The organism is Haloferax prahovense DSM 18310 (assembly GCF_000336815.1).
GTDB classification, from domain to species: domain Archaea; phylum Halobacteriota; class Halobacteria; order Halobacteriales; family Haloferacaceae; genus Haloferax; species Haloferax prahovense.
The window spans coordinates 54,788-72,515 of sequence record NZ_AOLG01000012.1 but is presented as its reverse complement, the minus strand read 5'-3'; the positions used below and the strand labels follow the sequence as shown (position 1 = coordinate 72,515).

The following is a 17,728-nucleotide window of genomic DNA, read 5'->3' as shown; positions in this document are numbered from 1 at the left end:
CATGGACGAAGAACTCTACCAAGCATTCATCACCGAGAGCGAAGAGAGCATCACGCAGTTGAACAACTCCCTGCTGTCGCTGGAGTCGAACCCGGACGACACCGAGGCCATCGACGACATCTTCCGGCAGGCCCACACGCTGAAGGGGAACTTCGGTGCGATGGGATTCGACAACGCCGCGACGGTCGCCCACGCCGTCGAGGACCTCCTCGACGAGATTCGCCACGAGCGACTCGACGTGACGGCCGAGCGGATGGACCTCGTCTTCGACGGGATGGACCTCATCGTGGAGATTCTCCACGACATCGAGGAGAACGGCGAGTCCACCATCGACCCGACCGACACGGTCGAGGAGATTCGCGCCGCCGTCGAAGACGGAGGTGACGCGGGAAACTCGAACCCGGCGGCGTCTGACGAGGCCGACCGCGAGTCGGTCGACCTCGACTCTCTCGCCGCCGACTGCGTCGACACCGATGCGCTCGACGCGACCACGCTCACCCACGCCCACGTCGAACTCGACGCGGGCCAGATGAAGGGCGTCGACGCCGGCATCTTCCTCAGTAGCATCCCGGAAGAACTCGACGTGGTCGGCGCGAACCCGAACCGCGACGCCATCGAAGACGGCGAGTTCGGCGACGGCTTCGACCTGTTCGTCGCCGAGCGCGACGCCGCCGTCGTCGAAAGCGAACTCGACGGGCTCTGGAAGGTCTCGACGGTCGAGACGACCGACGTGTCCGACGCGCTCGCCGGCGGCGACGAGGCCGCGGACGCCGGCGACACTCCGGCGGCGGAGTCGGATATTGACGCCGGGGTTGACGCCCCGGCATCGGATGGCTCCGACCAGTCCGCTGACGCTGACGGCGCTGTCGACAGTGACAGCGACGCGGCGTCCGACGCACCCAGCGTCGACGACGGGAGCGAAGGAGACGCCGACGAGGCCGAGTCGACCGAGAGCGACGAAGAACCGGAGTCCGGCACGGAGAAGAAAAAAGAGGCCCGCTCCATCTCCGCGGTCAAGTCCGTCCGCGTGGACGTCGACCAGCTCGACGAACTCCACGAACTCGTCGAGCAGTTGGTCACGAGTCGCATCAAGCTCAGAAACGCCATCGACGTGGGCCAGACGACCGCGCTCGACACGCTCGACGAACTGGACAAGATTTCGTCGAACCTCCAGAACACCGTGATGGACATGCGGCTCATCCCGCTGAAGAAGGTGTTCGACAAGTTCCCCCGACTGGTGCGCGACCTCGCCCGCGAGCAGGACAAGCGCGTCTCGTTCAAGGTCGAGGGCGCGGACATCGAACTCGACCGCACCATCCTCGACGAGATTTCCGACCCGCTGATGCACGTCCTCCGGAACGCCGTCGACCACGGCATCGAAGCACCCGACGTGCGCGAGGCAAACGGCAAGTCCCGCACGGGGACCATCAGACTCTCCGCGCGCCGCCAACACGACACCGTCATCGTGACCGTCGAGGACGACGGCGGCGGTATCAACGCCGACGCCGTCCGCGAGAAGGCCGTCGACAAGGGCGTGGCGACCCGCGAGGAGGTAACCCAGATGCCCGACAGCGAGGTGTACGACTACATCTTCCACCCCGGCTTTTCGACCAACGACGAAATCACGGACGTGTCCGGCCGCGGCGTCGGCATGGACGTGGTGAAGACGACCGTCGAATCGCTCGACGGCTCGGTGTCGGTCGAGAGCGAACCCGGCGAGGGAAGCACGTTCAACATCCGGCTGCCGGTGTCGGTCGCCATCATCAAGGTGCTTTTCGTGCAGGTCGAAGACCGCGAGTTCGGCGTCCCCATCAAGTACATCGACGAGATAAGCCGGCGCGACCGCGTCCAGACGGTCAGCGGCGCGGAGGTCATCGTCCACGAGGAGACTATCTTCCCGCTGATTCGGCTCCGCGAGGCGCTCGAAATCGACTCGCCCGAACCCGACGACGGCATGGTGGTCCGCATCCGTCCCGACGACAGACAGGTCGCGCTACACTGTGACGGCGTGACGAAACAGGAGGAAGTCGTCGTGACGCCCCTACAAGGACCGCTGTCGGGCGTCGGCGGGCTGTCGGGAACGGCCGTCATCGGCGACGGCAACGTCATTCCGATTCTGGACGTCTCGACGCTCGAACTCCCCGCTGACGGCCAGCAGGCGATGCGCGAGTTCGACCCGAGCCAGCTCCCCGACACCGCCGAGGAGGCGGCCGACTGATGCCCTCGTCGGCGACCGACGACCCGGCGTTCGGCCGGCTCTTGGACTACATCGAAGACTCCCTGCAGTTCCAGACGAGTTCGTACAACGACGCCTACCTCGACCGCCGAATCTCCGCGCGGATGCGGCGGCGACGTGTCGACGACTACGGGTCGTACCACAACCTCCTCACCGACGACGAGGAAGAACAGCAGGCGCTCCTCGACGCGCTGTCAGTCAACGTGACGAGCTTCTTCCGCAATCCCGAGGTGTGGGAGGCACTCCGCGAGGTGCTCCGCGACCTGAGTTCGCGGGGGAGCCGCCACGACCCCATCAAGATCTGGAGCGCGGCCTGCTCGGACGGCCGCGAGGCCTACTCGCTGGCGATGCTCGCCCACGACGACGACCGCGTCGACGAGCGCCGCATCGAAATCGTCGGCACGGACATCAAACGCGAGATTCTCCGCGCCGCCAGGGCGGGCGAGTACCGCGCCTCCGAGACCAACGACGTGGCCGAACAGCTCGACCCCATCGGCCGCTGGGAGCGCTTCGTCGACCGCGACGACGACACCTTCCGGGTGAAAGACGCAGTCACCGACATGGTCCGCTTCGAGCGACGCGACCTCATCCGCGAGGAGCCGCCGGGGACGTTCGACCTCGTCGTCTGTCGGAACCTGTTCATCTACATCAACGCCGAGTCGAAGCGGGCGGTCTTCGAGACGCTCGGCTCCGCGCTGAAGCCGGACGGGTACCTCACCATCGGCATGACAGAGACCATCCCGCCGACGTGTAGACAGCAGTTCGACCCCGTCGAGAAACGACTCCGCATCTACCGCGCGAGCGACGCCGCGGTCGGGAGGTGAGCGATGAAACCCGGTGAGCAAAAACTCGGAGACACCCGCGGGCGGTTCCTCCAAGTCATCAAGAACGGCCGGGAGATACACGACGTCGACTGGACGAGCGGCCGAATTCTGCTTTCGAACAGGCGGCTCATTCTCGCGGGGACGGGCGGCAAGCGGACGATTCAGCTCTCGAAGATACAGGAGTTCGGCGGCCGGTACGACGTGAACCAGCGCATCGCGACCGTCTCCGACTACTTCAGCGTCCACATCCCGTCGGGCGTCGTCCTGCTCGCGCCCGTCGACTACGACGAGTTCGAGACGGACTTCTTCGGGGCGCTCCTCAACACCGAGCAGTTCCTCGCGCGACATCCCGCAGTCGCCGGCGGCGTCGTCCAGAACACCGAGTGGGAAAAGTCCCGGCTCAAAGTCGAAGACGAGGCCGTGAGCATGGCGACCGTCGGCGGCAAGTTCGTCGAGGTCCGCCTCGACGACATCGGCGACGTGAAGACCGGCGAGCGAACCATCGTCGACAAACACCGGAGCGTCATCGAGGTCGAACACTCCGACGACGAGGGGACGAGCCTCCAGACGTACATCTCCGGCTCCGACCGCGCCGTCAGCTTCCTCTACACGCTCCTCCGCGAGGGCGAGGAGCTTTCCGAGACCTCTATCGAACTGAGCGAGACGGACAAACAGGTCCTCACGGCGCTGTACTCCGGCGTCTCCCCGTTCGACATCCCCAGCTTCCTCGGGCTCGACGTGGACGAGGTCGAGGAACTCTTCCAGCGGCTCATCGACCACAACGTCGTCGAGGAGATTCGCGTGCGCCACGAGGTGCAACTCAACGCCCGCGGCCGCAGCATCGCCTCCGACGCCATCAACGAACAGTAGTCAGCACTCGGTTTTTCCCGGGGAACTCGCCGGACGAGAGCGACGCGTCGCGCTCGTCAGTCGTCGCTCGCGCGCCGAGAGGCGCGTTCGAGTGCGATTCCGGCGAAGAGACCACCCAACCAGAGCCCGCCCAAGAGAACCATTCCCCGAACGCGCCCGCCGGGTTCGAGGTGCAGGCCGTACGCCGCGAGGATTGGTAAGAGGGCGCTCAAGACGCCGACTATCGTGTACCAGAAGTGGTCGTTCGGTCCGGACCACCGCCAGCGGTACGCGGGAAACGCGGCGTACCCGAAGCCGGCGATTGTGTACGTGAGAAGGAGAGCGACCCCAACCCAGACCGCACCGTGTCGGAAGCCGAATGAGTAGCTGACCGCGCTCCCGACTCCCAGACCGAAGAGCGACGAGGCCCACGTTCGCATAGAAACAGAATCAGTTGCACCGTTGATAGTTCTTCCCGGTCGCCGGTCGACTCCGGTTTCGGGAGAAACGCCCGCTCTCAGACGTTCACGTCTTCGATTTCTTCGTTGACGACGAACCGTCCCTGCGGCGTCAGCGAGGTCGGAAGCTCGTCGTCGCCGATGAGTTCCTCCTCGTGGAGCTTCTCCAGTTCCGCGTCGAGGACTTCCTCTTCGACGCCGAGGAGTTCGCTGAAGTCGACTTCCGCGGCCATCTCGCCGGCGGAGTACAGTCCGACGAGGACTTCGAGGCCCTGTTCCGTGACCTCGACGTTTCGGACGCCGGACTTTATCCAGTGGTAGACGAGCCGGAGGTAGCGCCCGAGGATGTTCATCTTCCGACGCGAGTCGAGCGTTATCTCGGAGGTGACCGTCTGACCCTGCTTGACGTGCTGGACCGAAAGCACCAGCCGCGTTTCGCCGTCGACGGTCCGCTCGAGCACCTCGAAGAAGATGACGCTCGCGAGGTCGATGTGGAACGGGTCGCCGTTCTCCGTGAGCGGGCCGTCGTCGTCGGGGAACGTGACGGCCTCGTAGTCGAGGTGGAGGCCGGAGGGTTGTCGCTCCGTGTCGAGGACGCGCCCGCCGATGCGGGCCGGGTGGGTGACCTGCGCGCGCGAGCCGTTGAGCGCCGCGCGGAACAGCAACAGCGAGAACTTCTCGATGGTATCTCGGTCGCCGCCGATGACGGTCGTCCGGCGCTGGCGGCCGATAATGTAGCCGACCATCACCGTGTAGTCGAAGAACTCCTCGACCTCCGGGGGGACCTGGCCGACGGCGATGTCGAAGATGGAGGTGATGGGGATGACGGTCTTGGCCTTCGACGTGGCGAGGATAAGCCGGCGCTGGCTCATCAGGACGCGGCCCTTGACGGGCTCGAACGAGGCGTTGCCGCCGGCGACGAAGTTAGCGACGAAGTCGACGACGATGGACTCGCCGTCGCTGGTCTGTTTTTCCGTCTGTCTCTTCGAGCGCGCCCGCTCTTGTTCCTCGCGTTCGTCCGACGGTTCGGACTTCTTCCGGCGGTACGCCTGTAGGAGGTCGCTTTTCGCCACGTCGCCCCCCTCGGGCGCGCGGGAACGGGCCTCCTGTGGGGTCTGTTCGCCTGCCGCGTCTGGCATCGAATCTCGGGTCTGTTGTCCGTCTTCAGTCATATACTAATCAGCGCTCCTGCGAGCGACGAGGTGGCGACCGCCATCAGGGAGCCCACCCAGACGAGCATCACGAAGTGCAGGTAGGCGTTCGCCTTGTGTCCGCCGTCGACCATCCGAATCATGAGCGACGACAGGAGGGCGTTAAACAGGATGATGAGCGTCAGCATGTACTCGATGAAGGGCACGTCGTAGACGCCCGCGTAGATGAGCGTCCCGAACTGGAGGCTGTCGAGGTTCATCTGCGTCGAGAAGGACGCCAGAATCTCGACGACTTCCAGTCCGATGAAGAACGCGAACGACGCGGAGGCCGTGATGCCGTAGAGGACGCCGATGAGGGTGACCGTCGACTGCTTTCGCTGTCGGCGGAGCTTGATTATCTCGTTCATGTTACGGCTGATGAGCTCGCCGAGGAGCTTCGGTTTGCCACCCATCGACCGGCCGACGTTGTACATCTCGGAGAACTTCTGGACGAGATAGGAGTTCGTCTCCGCGGTGAAGAAGAACCACGACCGGTCGGGGTCGAGCCGCATCCGAAGCCGCGTGTACAGCCGCGATATCTCCCGCGAGAGGACGCCGAAGTCCTTCGTCTTGAGCGTCTTCAGGACGGCCGTGGTCGTGCTCTGTTTCGCCGTCTCGGACGCCCCGAGCGCGCGGATGAACCCGGGGTACTCCTCGTCGCGCTCGCCGATGCGTTTCTCGTGGCGGCGCGCGACGATGCCGGGGACCGCAAGCGGCGTCAGCGGCGTCGAGATGAGGAGCGGAATCGGGAGTTCCATCATGATGGGCCGGACCGTCTCACCGACGACGGTCAGGTTGAACGTGCCCAACGCGAGCACGAGGACCATCGTGATAGAGAGGCCGACCGCGCCGTACAGCGTGATGTCTATCTGCCGGTCCGCCTTCGTCCGGTACTCGCGCTGGTGGAACCACAGCGGGTCGTACGGTGACATCGTCCGGATGACGAAGTAGAACCCCAACTGCACGAAGACGAAGAGTACGATGACCGCGCCGATGGTCATCGTCGCGTCGGTCCCCGTCAGGATGGGGAGGACGATGGCGTTGATGATGGCGAAGGTCATCGACAGAATCATCGAGAGATAGAGGTCCTTCATGACCTCCAGGTTCCCGAGCGCGCTCTCGTAGACGGTGATGTACTTCTGAATCATCGCGTTCTGCTCGCCGAGGAGGAAGTCGTCGATGCTCTGGCCGGCGTTGATGGAGTACGCGAGCCTGTCGAGGAAGTCGGCGAGTGGCTTCGACGGGACCTCTCGGGCCCGGCGCTGACAGGCGTCGTCGAGCGACTGGTTCCACGCGTCGACGAGCTGGACGATGCGGTTCATCTCGGTCGCTAGCTCGCCGTACTCCTCCTCGCGCGCGAGCGTTCGAAACACGGCGACACGGTCGATGTTCGTCGTCGAGAGCACGGTCATGTGCGTGATGAGGAGGGGGAGTTGGTTCTCTAAGCTGCGGCGCGTCTGCTCGACGAGGAGCCGCGGGTAGAGGACGGCCCCGCCCAACAGCAACACGCCGAGGAGGAACACGGGGATGCGGACGAGAAGGGGAAGCGGGAGCGCGATGGCGCCGGCCAGAGAGAGCATGAAGAACACGATGGCGGGGCCGAGCACCGCGAGCAGGTACCGCGGCAGCGCCATCGGCATCTTCTCGTAGGACTCGATGATGTCGCTGATGAAGTCCCGAACCTGCACCGCCTGCATCGACGCGCTCTGTTCCCCTGCCATCTCGCTACACCCTCGCCATGTCGAACGGCAGTCCCTCGACGCCGTCGCGTTGGTAGTCCTCGATGAGTTCGTTCACCTCGTGGTAGCCGAGGACGTTCTCCTGAATCGCCCGGCGGACGAGTTCGGCGCGGAACTGGATGTCGTCGTATATCTTCCGCGTGTCGTCGTAACCGAGGAGCGTCGCGACCTTCTGTTCCATGATGAAGGAGTTGTTCATCCCCTGGAAGATGATCTCGTCTTGGACGGGGTCCCAGTAGAACGCCTCGCGGGTGACGACGCCGCCCATCTCCTTCGAGTAGCCCTCGATTTCCTGCACGCTCGTCACTCGGCGCAGGATGTCGTTGCCCCGGCGGACGCGGTTCTGGAACAGCGCGATGTCGCAGTTGTCCATGAACGTCTCGGGGACGTTGATGGGGTCGCCGGTGAAACGCTGAATCATCGAGACGATGTCGGACGCGTGGAACGTGAGCATCACCGGGTGGCCGGTCTGGGCCGCCTGGAACGCCATGCGCCCCTCCTCGCCACGGACCTCCCCCACGATGATGTAGTCGGGGCGAGAGCGGAGCGCGGCCGCGACGAGGTCGAACATGTCGACTTCGGAGTCGGAGCCGCGGCCCTCGCGGGTGAGGAGCTGCTGCCACGTGTCGTGCGGCGGGAGCACCTCGGCGGTGTCCTCCGCGGTGTAAATCTTCGAGTCCTGCGGGATGAACGAGAGGATGGCGTTGAGCGTCGTCGTCTTCCCCGATGCCGTCTCGCCGACCACGAAGATGGTTCGCTCGTTCTCCAGCGCGATCCAGAGGTACGCGGCCAGTTCGGGCGAGAGCGTCCCCCACTTGGCGATTTGGAACACCGAAAGCGGCACGTCGTCGCCCTGACGGATGGTGAGCGACGACCCCTTCAGCGACACGTCGTCGGAGTAGATGATGTTGATACGCGAGCCGTCGGGGAGCGTGGAGTCCACGATGGGGTGGGCGTCGGAGACGGGGTCGCCGATGCGTTCGCCCATGTTGCGGAGCCAGTTATCGAACTGCTCCGTGCTGTCGAACTCGACGCTCGTCTCCAGCAGGCCGAACGTCCCGTGGTCGACGTCGACCTGGCTGGGGCCGATGACGTGAATGTCCTCGTTCTCCGGGTCGCGCATGATGGGTTCGAGCGGCCCGAGGCCGACGATGTCGCGGACGAGTCGGTACTGTATCTTGTCGTAGGTCGTCTGGGAGACCTCGATGCCGGCCACGTCGAGCCGCTTGGCAACCGAGCCGAGCGGCCCGCGGTCGTCGCCCTCGATGTGGACGATTTCGGAGAGCAACTCCTCGATGCGCTCTTCGTAGTCGGCGCTTTCTTCGGGCGCCGGCTTCGAGACGCTGCGTTCGAGCAGTTTGTCCTTGACCCGGCCGAACACCTCGAGTTCGTCGTCGTCCATCTCGGGTTCGATGGTGTAGTACTTCGTCGTCTCGCCGAAGTTGCCGTACACCTGGCAGAACACGGGGCCGCCCAGCGGGTAGATGATGTTCGGACGCCGGGACTCGTAGTCGCCCGGCTCGTCGACGAGCATCGGAAACTCGCCGGTGATCTGTCGGAACCGCTTGAGGTGGTCCCGCAGGTGCGGCCACTGCATCGCGAGGCGCTTGAGGTCGTCCGACAGCCTGGCGGAGCCGTGTTCGCTCGCCATCTACGCCACGCTCCTCGATTCGATGACGAGCCCGATTCCCGACCGGACCGAGAAGCCGACGCGGTCGCCGACCTGCTGGCCCATCCCCGCGAAGCGCTTCACGAAGATGTTCCGTCGGACGTCGTTTCCGACCTCCACCATCTCCAGTTCGAAGTAGACGTCGGCGATAGAGCGGAACGGACCGATAGACCCCTCGTCGACCGACGACGGGTCGACGGTGATGATGATGGTCTTGCCCTTCGTCGTCAGCTCGCGGAAAAACGAGATGATTTCGAGGGCGGCCTGCCGCTCGTCGTTCTGCCGGACCAGCGCCTCGAACTGCGGGTCGTTGCGCAGGATGGCGTCGAACGTGTCGATGATGATGACGTCGGCGTCCCAGAGCGTCTCGGCGTCCATCAGCCGCCGGAGGAGCTGCTTGCGCTCCTTCTGGCTGCTGCCGCCAGAGAGCGCGCCACTGCTGTCGATTTCGGCCTGGAGGAACAGGATTCGCTCGTCGAGCAGATGCTTGACGATGTCGTACGAAAGCGAGTGCATCTGGTCGAGGAAGCCGCGGACGCCCAGTTCGGTCGAGACGAGCGTCACCACCGTTTCCTCGTTGCAGAAGCCATAGCTGAATCGCTGCGACAGCACGCTTTTTCCGGCGCCGTAGTCCCCTTCGATGAGGACGATTGCACCCTTGGGGATGCCGCCGCCGAGTTCCTTTTCGAGACGGTCGTGCCCGGATAGCCCGAGAGAGAATTGACTGCTCATGATACGCGGAATTCGAACACCTCTTCGTCACCGTCGACGACGACGGTCATCCGGTAGTCGCCCGAGCTCAACGCGATGTCCGTCACCGTGAGTTCGATGACGTTGCTCGGCCGCCACTCGGTGCCGTCGACGACGTTCACCGTGACGTTGGTCTGGTACTGTCCACCGACGATGATATCGAAGCCGCCGCTGGTCGCCGGGAGCGTCCTGAGGCCGGTGTTCTTGACGTATATCGAGAGGTTGTCGTTCGCACCGTCGTAGACGCCCGCCTGCGGGTCGCTTATCACTTCGATGTCGGTTCTGATCTCCGTGCTCACGTCGCCGCCGCGCTCGTCGAGCGAACTGCTGATGCCGGTCACGGTGTCGATGAGGACGCCCGAGACGCCGGCGGCGACGACGATACTGGCGATGAACAGGATGAGGCTCGGAACGGAGATGTCTGCCATTTAGTTCACCGCCCCCGTGGCGGCGACGCCGCTTCCGGTAACCACTTTCACGCGTGCGGGCGTGGGGTCGGCGTCGACGACGAGACTGAGATTCTCGCCGGCGTACCAGAGGTCGGTTCCGGCGTCGCCGTCGACGGTCGCGTTGGCCGCCGGCACGTCGACGTAGGTGTTGTCGACGAGCAAGGTGGTCTCGCTGACCGAGAGCGTCTCCGAGCCGGCGTTCGTCAGGTTCACCGTGAGGCTCTCGTTGCCCGCGTCGTAGGTCGCGTTCGTGACGGCGATGTCCGTGTTCGTCCGTTCGAGGGCCCGCTCCGCGTCGGCGTCCTGCGCTTCGAGCACGTTCTCCGACGCGTTCGACGTCGCTGTGTACAGCGTCCCCGTGGCCACGAGGACGCCGAGGAAGATGACGGCGGTCGAGCCACTAACACCGAATCCCATCGAATCTCCTCCCGTAGGCGACTAACTCCTCGTACAGTTGGCCCCGCGGGACGTCCTCCGCGAGTCGGCAGACGTACGCGAGACTCGTCTGGTGGTCGTCGATGCGGAGTTCGCCCCCGTCGGCGTCAGCGACCGACGGCGAAATCTGTCCGACGTGGGCGTTCAGTTCGCTCTCGACGGCGCGCGATATCCAGTCCTGCTCCCGATACTGGCGGAGCGCGCGCGACGCGCCGAGCGCGCCGCCGACCGCGACGAGGTGTTCGACCCACTCGAGGACGAGTACTTCGGAGACGTAGTTCGACGGGAGAGCCGCCAAGTAGGCGTCGGACTCCTCGACCGCCGCGGACGGCTCGGGTTCGGTGGCCGCGTCGTCCTCGTCGTCGGCCGAAAGCTCGTCTTTGGCCATCGCCGCGGTGGCGTACTCCGCCTCTAGCTCGTCGAGCGTCTTGCGGACGTCACCGTCGGCGTCTTCGACCTCGGGTTCGGACGGTTCGTCGCTCGGGTCGTCGGCCTCGTTGGCGACCGCTTCGAACTCGTCTTCGATGCCGTCGACCGGCTCGTCTTCGAACCCGTCTTCGAGGTCGACCGCCGCGTCGGCGAGGTCCGTTTCGGCGTCGTCAGCCTCCACTTCGTCCGTCTCTGCTTCGTCCGCCTCCGCTTCGTCCTCTTCGTCCCAGCCGCCGCCCTCCTCGTACTGCTCTTTGAGGTCGTCGAAACTCGCGCCGCCCGCGGCACCCGAGTCGTCGGCCTCGGCAGCATCTTCGTCGCCGTCGCCGTCGTCGAGGGCGTCCGCGGGACTCTCGCGTTCCGCTTCCACGAGTTCGTCTTCCGCGGCGAGTTCCGCTTCCTTCGCGCCCTCCTCGGCGTCGAGTTCGCCGAAGTCGTCGTCGAAGAACGACTCTGCATCGGCGTTCGCCACGTCTGGGTCGAGGTGCTCTTCGTCCTCGGCCTCCGCCTCGAAGAGGCCGAACGACCCACCCCCGCCGTCGAGGCCGCCCATCTCGCGGGCGTCGTCGACGAACGGGTTGATGCCGCGGGTGACCATCTCGTAGATGTCGAGCAGTTTGCGAATCGTGTCGTCGAGCTCTTCGACGGTCTCACCGATCTGTTTGTTCTCTTCGCGGACGGTGTTCATCCCCGACGAGATGGCGCTTACTTCGTTCTCGAGTTCGCCGACGCGATCTTCGAGCTCTGCGAGTTCCTCGCTGTTGTCGTCGTCGAATCCGCCGAAATCGTCATCGTCGAATCCGTCGTCGAGGTCGTCGCCGAAGTCACCAAACTCGTCGGAGAGGTCGTCTATCCCCTCCTCGAATCCAAGTCCATCGTCTGATGACATGTGTTGTTCTTCCGTCTCCGTTTCGTCCCCGGCGTCAGCCGTGTCTTCGTCGTTCTGCCACTCCATCATGCTCGCAGCGAGCACCTCCGTACCGTTCGCGGGGCGCTTCGTTCGAGCGACGGCCTGTCACCCGGCCGAGCGGCGGACCGGCCGGGGCGGTCCGACGGACTCGGGGGAGCAGGTAACATTGGTGCAAGGTACGTAAGTCGGTACAAGAAAGTTCCCGTCCCGTTATCAGTCGCGATATTTTAGACGTTCGGAATTTTCGCCCGTCAAGTATGTAATAAAAGTCAGACGGCGCCGTAGCGGCGGTAAGAAGAATTATCCGGCGTCGGCACGGACGTTCTTCCGACAGCCAACACACGTTCCAACACAATCATGACAGAACTAGTCAAGACCGGTGTCGAAGGACTCGATTCCATCCTGAACGGCGGTATCGTCAAGAACGCCGCGGTGCTCATCAGCGGAAACCCGGGGACGGGAAAGAGTATCCTCGGCCTCCAGTACCTCTACAACGGCGTCGACCAGTTCGACGAGGGCGGCCTGTATCTCACCTTCGAGGAGACCGAAGACGACATCCGCGAGGCGGCCGAGTCCATCGGCTTCGACCGCTGGCACGAGTACGTCGAGTCCGGAGATATCAAGGTTTACGACAAGCGGACGCTCCTCCGCGACGGTGACTTCTCGACGACGCTCGACCGCATCCTCGGCGACCTCCAGGACACCAACTACGACCGACTCGTCCTCGACTCGCTGACGATGTTCCAGCTGTTTTTCGACGACGAGAAAGAACAGCGCCAGTACCTCCTGAAGTTCATCGACATCCTGAAGGACAGCGGCCTCACCTCGCTTCTGACCACCGAGCAGTCGGCCATCTTCCCCGAGACCGACATCGGCCTCGAGAACTTCCTGACCGACGGGAACATCTACCTCATCCAGAGCCCCGCGGGCGCGACGAGCAACCGCTACGTCTGGGTGGCGAAGATGCGCAAGCAGAGTATCAAGAACTCGATGTTCCCGCTGGAAATCGCACAGGGCGGCATCAAGATATACGAGCAGGCGGCCGGGTTCTCTATGGTCGGCGAATCCCCGCCGTGGTTCGGCGAAGAGACCGAATAACGCGCGGGCTCGGCGGCGAGCGACCGGTCCCGACGGTTCTTTTTCTGTCTTCGCCGAATCGACTGTTCTGACGGCCCCGAACGCGGAGCGCGCGCCGCGCTCGTCCACTTCGCTCGGGGTCATGTCGCTGCAGACGTCTCGCTTCGCCTCGCCTCTCTGGCCGTCTCGACTCGGCCGTGATAGTCGTCTCCCAAGCGAGTGTCGTCGATGCCGGCGGCCGAGAGCGTTGCCGTCTAGTCCAGTGCTCCTGTGTGCGCGGTGTACTACGGACACACGACAGCGCCGCCGCTCGACGGCTGAGGTGGATAAAATGAACGGAAAGCGTGAAGTCGGGTTACAGTTCGACTGGTTCGCCCTGCGTCTTGCCCGCGAGCTGCTGGGGCATCGTCAGGATGACCTGCGTCGTGCCACCCGTGCGGGAAGTGATTTCGAGGGTGACCTGCTCGCCCGTCGAGAGGCCGCCGACGAGGTCGGTCTCGTCAGCGTTGCTGTCCTCGATGGCGGCGGTGTCGATCTTGACCTCGTAGCGGTCGTTCATGCTGTTGAGGACACCGAACGAACTGTCGTCGTCGGTGACCTCGGTGAGACCGAACTCATCGGCGTCGGGGTTCGGTTCCGTCCCGTCGCCGTCGTACTGCGTCTGGTTAGTCAGAGTCTCGACGCTGTCGCCGCTGAGGTACTTAATCGAGGTCTCGTTCATGTCCACCGCGTCCGAGCCGGCCGCCAGACGAACGGTGAGCGTGATGTTGTCGATGTCCGCCTCTCCGCCGACCGTTCCGTGCGAGTTGAGGACTTCGACGCGGTTGGTGACCTTGTTCACGGACTGCTCACCGGCGTCTTCGGCAGTCGCCTGCAGGAAGCCGGCCGTGTTCACGAGGACGCCCGCCGCGATTGCAGCGACCAGAACCATCGCGATGAAGACGATGAGGGTCCCGATACCGACCTGACCGCGGTCGTCGTCAGTAATTTTGTTAAACATATGAATCTCCTTAGAGCGCGATCGGGTCGTTGTCGTCCTTACCCGCGAGCTGCTGGGGCATCGTCAGGATGACCTGCGTCGTGCCACCGTTGCGGCTGGTGATGTCGAGCTTGACCGTCTGGCCCGTCGCCGTTCCGTTGGCGGAGGTGCCTTCGACCGTCGAGGTGTTGATGACGATCTCAGCGCGGTCGGACTGCTCGTTGAGGACCTCGAACGAACCGTCACTGTCCTCGAGGACGCCCGCGGTGAAGTTGTTCCCCGTCGTCAGGTTAGCGGGGTCTGCGGTGTCAGCGTTGTTGACGGTGTCGTTGTAGGTGAGCGTCCGCGCGGTCGTCTCACTCAGGTACTTGACCGTCGTATCTTCGAGAGAGACACTTCCGGAACCGGCCGCGAGGCGGACGGTCAGGAAGACCTGGTCGACCGTGCGTTCCTCACCGGACTGGTTGACCAGCCCGTGCGCGTTCACGACGTCGACGCGGTTGGTGACCTTGTTCACAGATTGCTGTCCAGCGTCCTCGGCGGTAGCTTGCAGGAAGCCAGCCGTATTCACGAGGACGCCCGCCGCGATTGCGGCGACCAGAACCATCGCAATGAAGACGATGAGGGTCCCGATACCGACCTGACCCCGGTCTTCTTTGATGTTTTCGAACATGGGTTTCGTGGGTTTGGTCCCACACTCAGCGGGGAGCGGGGAACCGTCACTCGTCAACTTGGAGAGGTGCTACATAACGCTACGGCCCTCAATATCAAGATTGATATCATGCGGCCGGTACGTCGATAAGTAAACTTCTTCGCACGCTCACGCGAGACGCTAGTCGACACTTACCTCAGGAAATATAAGAAAAGAGTCCGGAGCCGGAGCGGTTCAGTCCTGCGTAATCTTCCGCCACACGTCGTCGAGTTTGTTCTTCACCTCCGGGCGCTCGGTGACGCTGACCGTGTAGTCGTCGGCCTCGAACCGGACGACGATTTCGTCGACTTCGCGGCGGTAAACGTTCGTCCGTCGGTGCTCGTCGGAGAGAACCCGGTCGTGAAGTTCGAGGAGGCCCGCCGCCGTCAGTTCCTCGATTCGGCGATAACAGGTCGCGATGGGGATATCCAGCATCTCGCTGAACTCCTGTGCCGAGTGCGGTTCGTCCGCGGCACGGAGGATGTCAGGGTTGTATTCGTTCCCCAGTGCGGAAAGGGTCCTGTCAGACTCCATAGATGGAAATTTATCGGAACGCACCGCTTGTCAATGTGTTGGTTGTCTCTCTGCCACGTTCTCAGACATAGTAGTGAGTCTGTCACGCTCGGTGACGATGGGATTATATGCCACGACACCGAGCATTCGCCGATGGACGACGAGGACGAACGTCCTCCCAATCACCCGCGGGAACAGGGTGTCGTCGGGGCGGACGAACTGGATATCAGCCGCGACGAGCACGTCGCGGCGCTCGACACGGGCCGGTACGTCATCTCGACGGGAGAAAACAGGCCGCCCGCGCCGGTCGACGGCGGGGACAGTGACGGGGACGGTGACGACCGCCGACCGCCCGGCACGGACGGAACGACCCAGTCCGACTCCGAGCCGACCGGCGAGCGAGGAGAGAGCGACCGGAACACCGGCGCTCCCGAACTCGTCCTCCCGAAAGACCCGAAAAAACGGGCCGTGCTCGCCCGCCGACTGTTCGCAGAGCGCGTCGGAGCAGTCACCGCGGACCACGCGCTCGTCACCACTGCGCTCGTCGATGGCGAGGTAACCCGTCACGAGACCGTCTCCGACGACGTGACCGAGGTCGTCAACTCGTTTCTCTCGTGGTACGCCGACGCTGTCGGCAGCCCCGACACGCCGCCCGACGAGGTGCTCGGCATCCTGCTTTTAGCCTCGGAGGTACAGGTCACCTATCCCGGTCGGGCCGTCGAGGCGCTCGCGACCGCGAACGGACTCGACCGCGACGACAGTATCGGTGACCTCCTCGACGCCGTCGAAGAGGCCGGCGCTTCGTTCCCGCCGCGTCGACGATGATGCGACGGTGACAGGTTCCGGTTCGAGCATCGGAGCTCCCGAATCTTCGGTCGACACGATGTGACGCGGGCGAATCGCCCGTCCAATACCGTATCATCCTTGATAATGGGGAGGAAGGGTTTATGGTGTGATTTTCGGAAATCTGGAGGTATGGCAAGCAAGGTACTGGTCGTGGACGATTCTGCGTTCATGCGGAACCTCCTCAAACAGCTCCTCGAGGGTGAACACGAAGTCGTCGGCGAGGCCGAAAACGGGGTCGAAGCGGTGGAACTCTACCGCGAACTCGAACCCGATGTCGTCACGATGGACGTCGTGATGCCGATTCGAAACGGCATCGAAGCGACGTCCGAAATCAAGTCGCTCGACGCCGGCGCATCGGTCATCATGTGCACGTCGGTCGGACAGGAAGAGAAGATGCGCGAAGCGGTCGAAGCGGGGGCAGACGGCTACATCACGAAACCGTTCCAGAAGCCGAACGTGCTCCAGGCTATCGCCGACGTGATTCAGGCAGAGGCATGAATCTCGACGTCCGGTCGCTTCGCACGTTCAGTCGGCTCGCCCACTCGGGCGCGGAGAAAGCCGCGGGTTCGCTGACCACACTCGCCGGCATCGACACGTACGTCAACGTCACCAAGGTGGAGCTCGGGACGAAGGCGGACGTCGAAAACGAGTTCGCCGAACGCGACCTCGTGAGCGTCCACATCGGCTTTTCGGGCGGGTTGGACGGTCACACCGTGTTGGCGTTCTCGCCGGAGTCCGCAGAGCGCTTGGTCGACGCGCTGATGCCGGATATCGACGCCACCGACGCCGAGGGTGAACTCGCCGAGAGTAGCCTGAAGGAGGTTGCGAACATCATGCTCGGCGGCTTCATCGACGGCTGGGCCGACTACCTCGACACCACCGTCGACATCACGACGCCGACCTACGTCGACGACGAAAACGACGGCCCGCTCGACCACGTCGACGCCGAGGGATTCGAGAACGGCGGCGACGACGAGCACGTCCTCGTCTTCCGTAACCAGTTGGAGGCCGCGGACAACGCCATCGAGTTCGACCTGTACATGGTTCCGACCGCCTCGTCCATCGGGACCATCGTCGAGGCGAGCGGCGAGGACGGCGCGCTCCCGGTCGAGTCGTTCGCCGCCTTCTCCGAGATGATAAACGACGGCGCGAACCAGGCCTCGGAAGACATCACGGCGATGACGGGCATCGACACGACCGTCGAGGTGAGCCGGCTGAGCTTCGTCCCCATCGAGGGCGTCCCCATGTCGTTGACCGACGCGGTCCGCCGCGGCGTCGTGTTGGAGTTCAGCGGGACGCCGAGCGGTTACATCGCCATCCTCTTCGACGAGCCGTCGGCCGAGAACATCGCGAGTAGCCTCCTGCCGGGCATGGAAGGCGACGAGGCGATGCGCCAGAGCGCGATTCAAGAGATTGGCAACATCACCACCTCTGGCTTCCTCGACGGCTGGGCCAACGCGCTCGAGACGACTATCGACATCTCGCCGCCGAAGCACGTCCACGACATCGGGTCGGCCATCATCGACCCGCTCGCGACCGACCTCGCGCAGTCTCAGGAGTACGCGTTCCTCATCGATTCGACCATCCGGACGGACGACGACGAGTTTACCTGCGACATCTACGCGCTCCCCGACGAGACGGAGCTGCGCAAGGCGCTCAAGCAACTCTCGCCCGCCGCGTGAAC

At 63.9% G+C, this 17,728-nt stretch carries 18 protein-coding genes; 7 read left to right on the top strand and 11 right to left on the bottom strand.

Features of this window, described 5'->3' with window-relative positions; all coding sequences use genetic code 11:
- Position 1: 1 nt before the first annotated feature.
- Genes C457_RS06275 through C457_RS06265 form a run of 3 tightly spaced genes read left to right on the top strand, consistent with a single transcriptional unit; the run spans position 2 to position 3,930 of the window.
- Positions 2–2,218 carry a chemotaxis protein CheA gene (locus tag C457_RS06275; protein ID WP_008092929.1) on the top strand — a complete coding sequence of 739 codons (2,217 nt, stop codon included), beginning with the start codon at positions 2–4 and terminating at the stop codon, positions 2,216–2,218.
- Positions 2,218–3,060, top strand: a complete 843-nt coding sequence (locus C457_RS06270) for a CheR family methyltransferase (protein WP_008092928.1) — start codon at positions 2,218–2,220, stop codon at positions 3,058–3,060. The genes C457_RS06275 and C457_RS06270 overlap by 1 nt, the downstream gene beginning before the upstream one ends.
- A gap of 3 nt (positions 3,061–3,063) precedes the next feature.
- Positions 3,064–3,930: a CheF family chemotaxis protein gene (locus tag C457_RS06265; RefSeq protein ID WP_008092927.1), complete on the top strand. Its 867-nt coding sequence runs from the start codon at positions 3,064–3,066 to the stop codon at positions 3,928–3,930.
- Positions 3,931–3,986: 56 nt separating this feature from the next.
- On the opposite strand, the gene C457_RS06260 is transcribed toward C457_RS06265, so the two are convergent.
- From C457_RS06260 to C457_RS06225, 8 genes are all read right to left on the bottom strand, one after another.
- A complete protein-coding gene (locus tag C457_RS06260; protein WP_008092926.1) occupies positions 3,987–4,349 on the bottom strand; it encodes a hypothetical protein in 363 nt (120 codons plus the stop codon).
- Positions 4,350–4,426: 77 nt separating this feature from the next.
- Entirely contained in the window at positions 4,427–5,440 is a 1,014-nt protein-coding gene (locus tag C457_RS06255; RefSeq protein WP_181950712.1) for a CheF family chemotaxis protein, read from the bottom strand.
- 95 nt (positions 5,441–5,535) lie between these two features.
- Positions 5,536–7,278, bottom strand: coding sequence for an archaellar assembly protein FlaJ (gene flaJ / locus C457_RS06250; RefSeq protein WP_008092924.1), 1,743 nt, complete (start codon positions 7,276–7,278; stop codon positions 5,536–5,538).
- A gap of 4 nt (positions 7,279–7,282) precedes the next feature.
- Positions 7,283–8,947, bottom strand: coding sequence for a type II/IV secretion system ATPase subunit (locus C457_RS06245; RefSeq protein ID WP_004977357.1), 1,665 nt, complete (start codon positions 8,945–8,947; stop codon positions 7,283–7,285).
- Entirely contained in the window at positions 8,948–9,697 is a 750-nt protein-coding gene (locus tag C457_RS06240) for an ATPase domain-containing protein (protein ID WP_008092922.1), read from the bottom strand.
- The gene (locus C457_RS06235) at positions 9,694–10,143 is read right to left on the bottom strand and encodes a CARDB domain-containing protein (protein ID WP_004977358.1); all 450 of its coding nucleotides are present in this window, start codon (positions 10,141–10,143) and stop codon (positions 9,694–9,696) included. Before C457_RS06235 ends, C457_RS06240 begins: the two co-directional genes overlap by 4 nt.
- The gene (locus C457_RS06230) at positions 10,144–10,581 is read right to left on the bottom strand and encodes a fla cluster protein FlaF (protein ID WP_008092920.1); all 438 of its coding nucleotides are present in this window, start codon (positions 10,579–10,581) and stop codon (positions 10,144–10,146) included.
- Positions 10,565–12,001: a flagella accessory protein C gene (locus tag C457_RS06225; protein WP_193363434.1), complete on the bottom strand. Its 1,437-nt coding sequence runs from the start codon at positions 11,999–12,001 to the stop codon at positions 10,565–10,567. Before C457_RS06225 ends, C457_RS06230 begins: the two co-directional genes overlap by 17 nt.
- A 294-nt stretch (positions 12,002–12,295) precedes the next feature.
- Between C457_RS06225 and C457_RS06220 the strand changes: the two genes are divergently transcribed.
- Complete coding sequence (locus C457_RS06220) at positions 12,296–13,036, top strand: RAD55 family ATPase (RefSeq protein WP_004977361.1); 741 nt, start codon at positions 12,296–12,298, stop codon at positions 13,034–13,036.
- A 334-nt stretch (positions 13,037–13,370) separates the two neighbouring features.
- Here C457_RS06220 and flgA2 read toward each other — a convergent pair whose 3' ends face one another.
- From flgA2 to C457_RS06205, 3 genes are all read right to left on the bottom strand, one after another.
- The gene (gene flgA2, locus C457_RS06215; protein ID WP_008092916.1) at positions 13,371–14,015 is read right to left on the bottom strand and encodes a flagellin A2; all 645 of its coding nucleotides are present in this window, start codon (positions 14,013–14,015) and stop codon (positions 13,371–13,373) included.
- 10 nt (positions 14,016–14,025) lie between these two features.
- Positions 14,026–14,667: a flagellin A1 gene (gene flgA1 / locus C457_RS06210; RefSeq protein ID WP_008092915.1), complete on the bottom strand. Its 642-nt coding sequence runs from the start codon at positions 14,665–14,667 to the stop codon at positions 14,026–14,028.
- A gap of 213 nt (positions 14,668–14,880) precedes the next feature.
- Positions 14,881–15,219, bottom strand: coding sequence for an ArsR/SmtB family transcription factor (locus tag C457_RS06205; RefSeq protein WP_008092913.1), 339 nt, complete (start codon positions 15,217–15,219; stop codon positions 14,881–14,883).
- Positions 15,220–15,351: 132 nt separating this feature from the next.
- Here C457_RS06205 and C457_RS06200 point away from each other — a divergent pair, with 132 nt between their 5' ends.
- The 3 genes from C457_RS06200 (at position 15,352) to C457_RS06190 (ending at position 17,726) form a co-directional block, all read left to right on the top strand.
- The gene (locus C457_RS06200) at positions 15,352–16,023 is read left to right on the top strand and encodes a DUF7500 family protein (RefSeq protein WP_008092911.1); all 672 of its coding nucleotides are present in this window, start codon (positions 15,352–15,354) and stop codon (positions 16,021–16,023) included.
- A 150-nt stretch (positions 16,024–16,173) separates the two neighbouring features.
- A complete protein-coding gene (cheY, locus tag C457_RS06195) occupies positions 16,174–16,542 on the top strand; it encodes a chemotaxis protein CheY (RefSeq protein WP_004043735.1) in 369 nt (122 codons plus the stop codon).
- Positions 16,539–17,726 carry a chemotaxis protein CheC gene (locus C457_RS06190; RefSeq protein WP_008092909.1) on the top strand — a complete coding sequence of 396 codons (1,188 nt, stop codon included), beginning with the start codon at positions 16,539–16,541 and terminating at the stop codon, positions 17,724–17,726. Before cheY ends, C457_RS06190 begins: the two co-directional genes overlap by 4 nt.
- The last annotated feature ends 2 nt before the right edge of the window (positions 17,727–17,728 follow it).

Coding starts and splice junctions, on each gene's coding strand:
- C457_RS06275 (WP_008092929.1), top strand. CDS start 2: ATGGACGAAGAACTCTACCAAGCATTCATCACCGAGAGCGAAGAGAGC.
- C457_RS06270 (WP_008092928.1), top strand. CDS start 2,218: ATGCCCTCGTCGGCGACCGACGACCCGGCGTTCGGCCGGCTCTTGGAC.
- C457_RS06265 (WP_008092927.1), top strand. CDS start 3,064: ATGAAACCCGGTGAGCAAAAACTCGGAGACACCCGCGGGCGGTTCCTC.
- C457_RS06260 (WP_008092926.1), bottom strand. CDS start 4,349: ATGCGAACGTGGGCCTCGTCGCTCTTCGGTCTGGGAGTCGGGAGCGCG.
- flaJ (WP_008092924.1), bottom strand. CDS start 7,278: ATGGCAGGGGAACAGAGCGCGTCGATGCAGGCGGTGCAGGTTCGGGAC.
- C457_RS06245 (WP_004977357.1), bottom strand. CDS start 8,947: ATGGCGAGCGAACACGGCTCCGCCAGGCTGTCGGACGACCTCAAGCGC.
- C457_RS06240 (WP_008092922.1), bottom strand. CDS start 9,697: ATGAGCAGTCAATTCTCTCTCGGGCTATCCGGGCACGACCGTCTCGAA.
- C457_RS06235 (WP_004977358.1), bottom strand. CDS start 10,143: ATGGCAGACATCTCCGTTCCGAGCCTCATCCTGTTCATCGCCAGTATC.
- C457_RS06230 (WP_008092920.1), bottom strand. CDS start 10,581: ATGGGATTCGGTGTTAGTGGCTCGACCGCCGTCATCTTCCTCGGCGTC.
- C457_RS06220 (WP_004977361.1), top strand. CDS start 12,296: ATGACAGAACTAGTCAAGACCGGTGTCGAAGGACTCGATTCCATCCTG.
- flgA2 (WP_008092916.1), bottom strand. CDS start 14,015: ATGTTTAACAAAATTACTGACGACGACCGCGGTCAGGTCGGTATCGGG.
- flgA1 (WP_008092915.1), bottom strand. CDS start 14,667: ATGTTCGAAAACATCAAAGAAGACCGGGGTCAGGTCGGTATCGGGACC.
- C457_RS06205 (WP_008092913.1), bottom strand. CDS start 15,219: ATGGAGTCTGACAGGACCCTTTCCGCACTGGGGAACGAATACAACCCT.
- C457_RS06200 (WP_008092911.1), top strand. CDS start 15,352: ATGGACGACGAGGACGAACGTCCTCCCAATCACCCGCGGGAACAGGGT.
- cheY (WP_004043735.1), top strand. CDS start 16,174: ATGGCAAGCAAGGTACTGGTCGTGGACGATTCTGCGTTCATGCGGAAC.
- C457_RS06190 (WP_008092909.1), top strand. CDS start 16,539: ATGAATCTCGACGTCCGGTCGCTTCGCACGTTCAGTCGGCTCGCCCAC.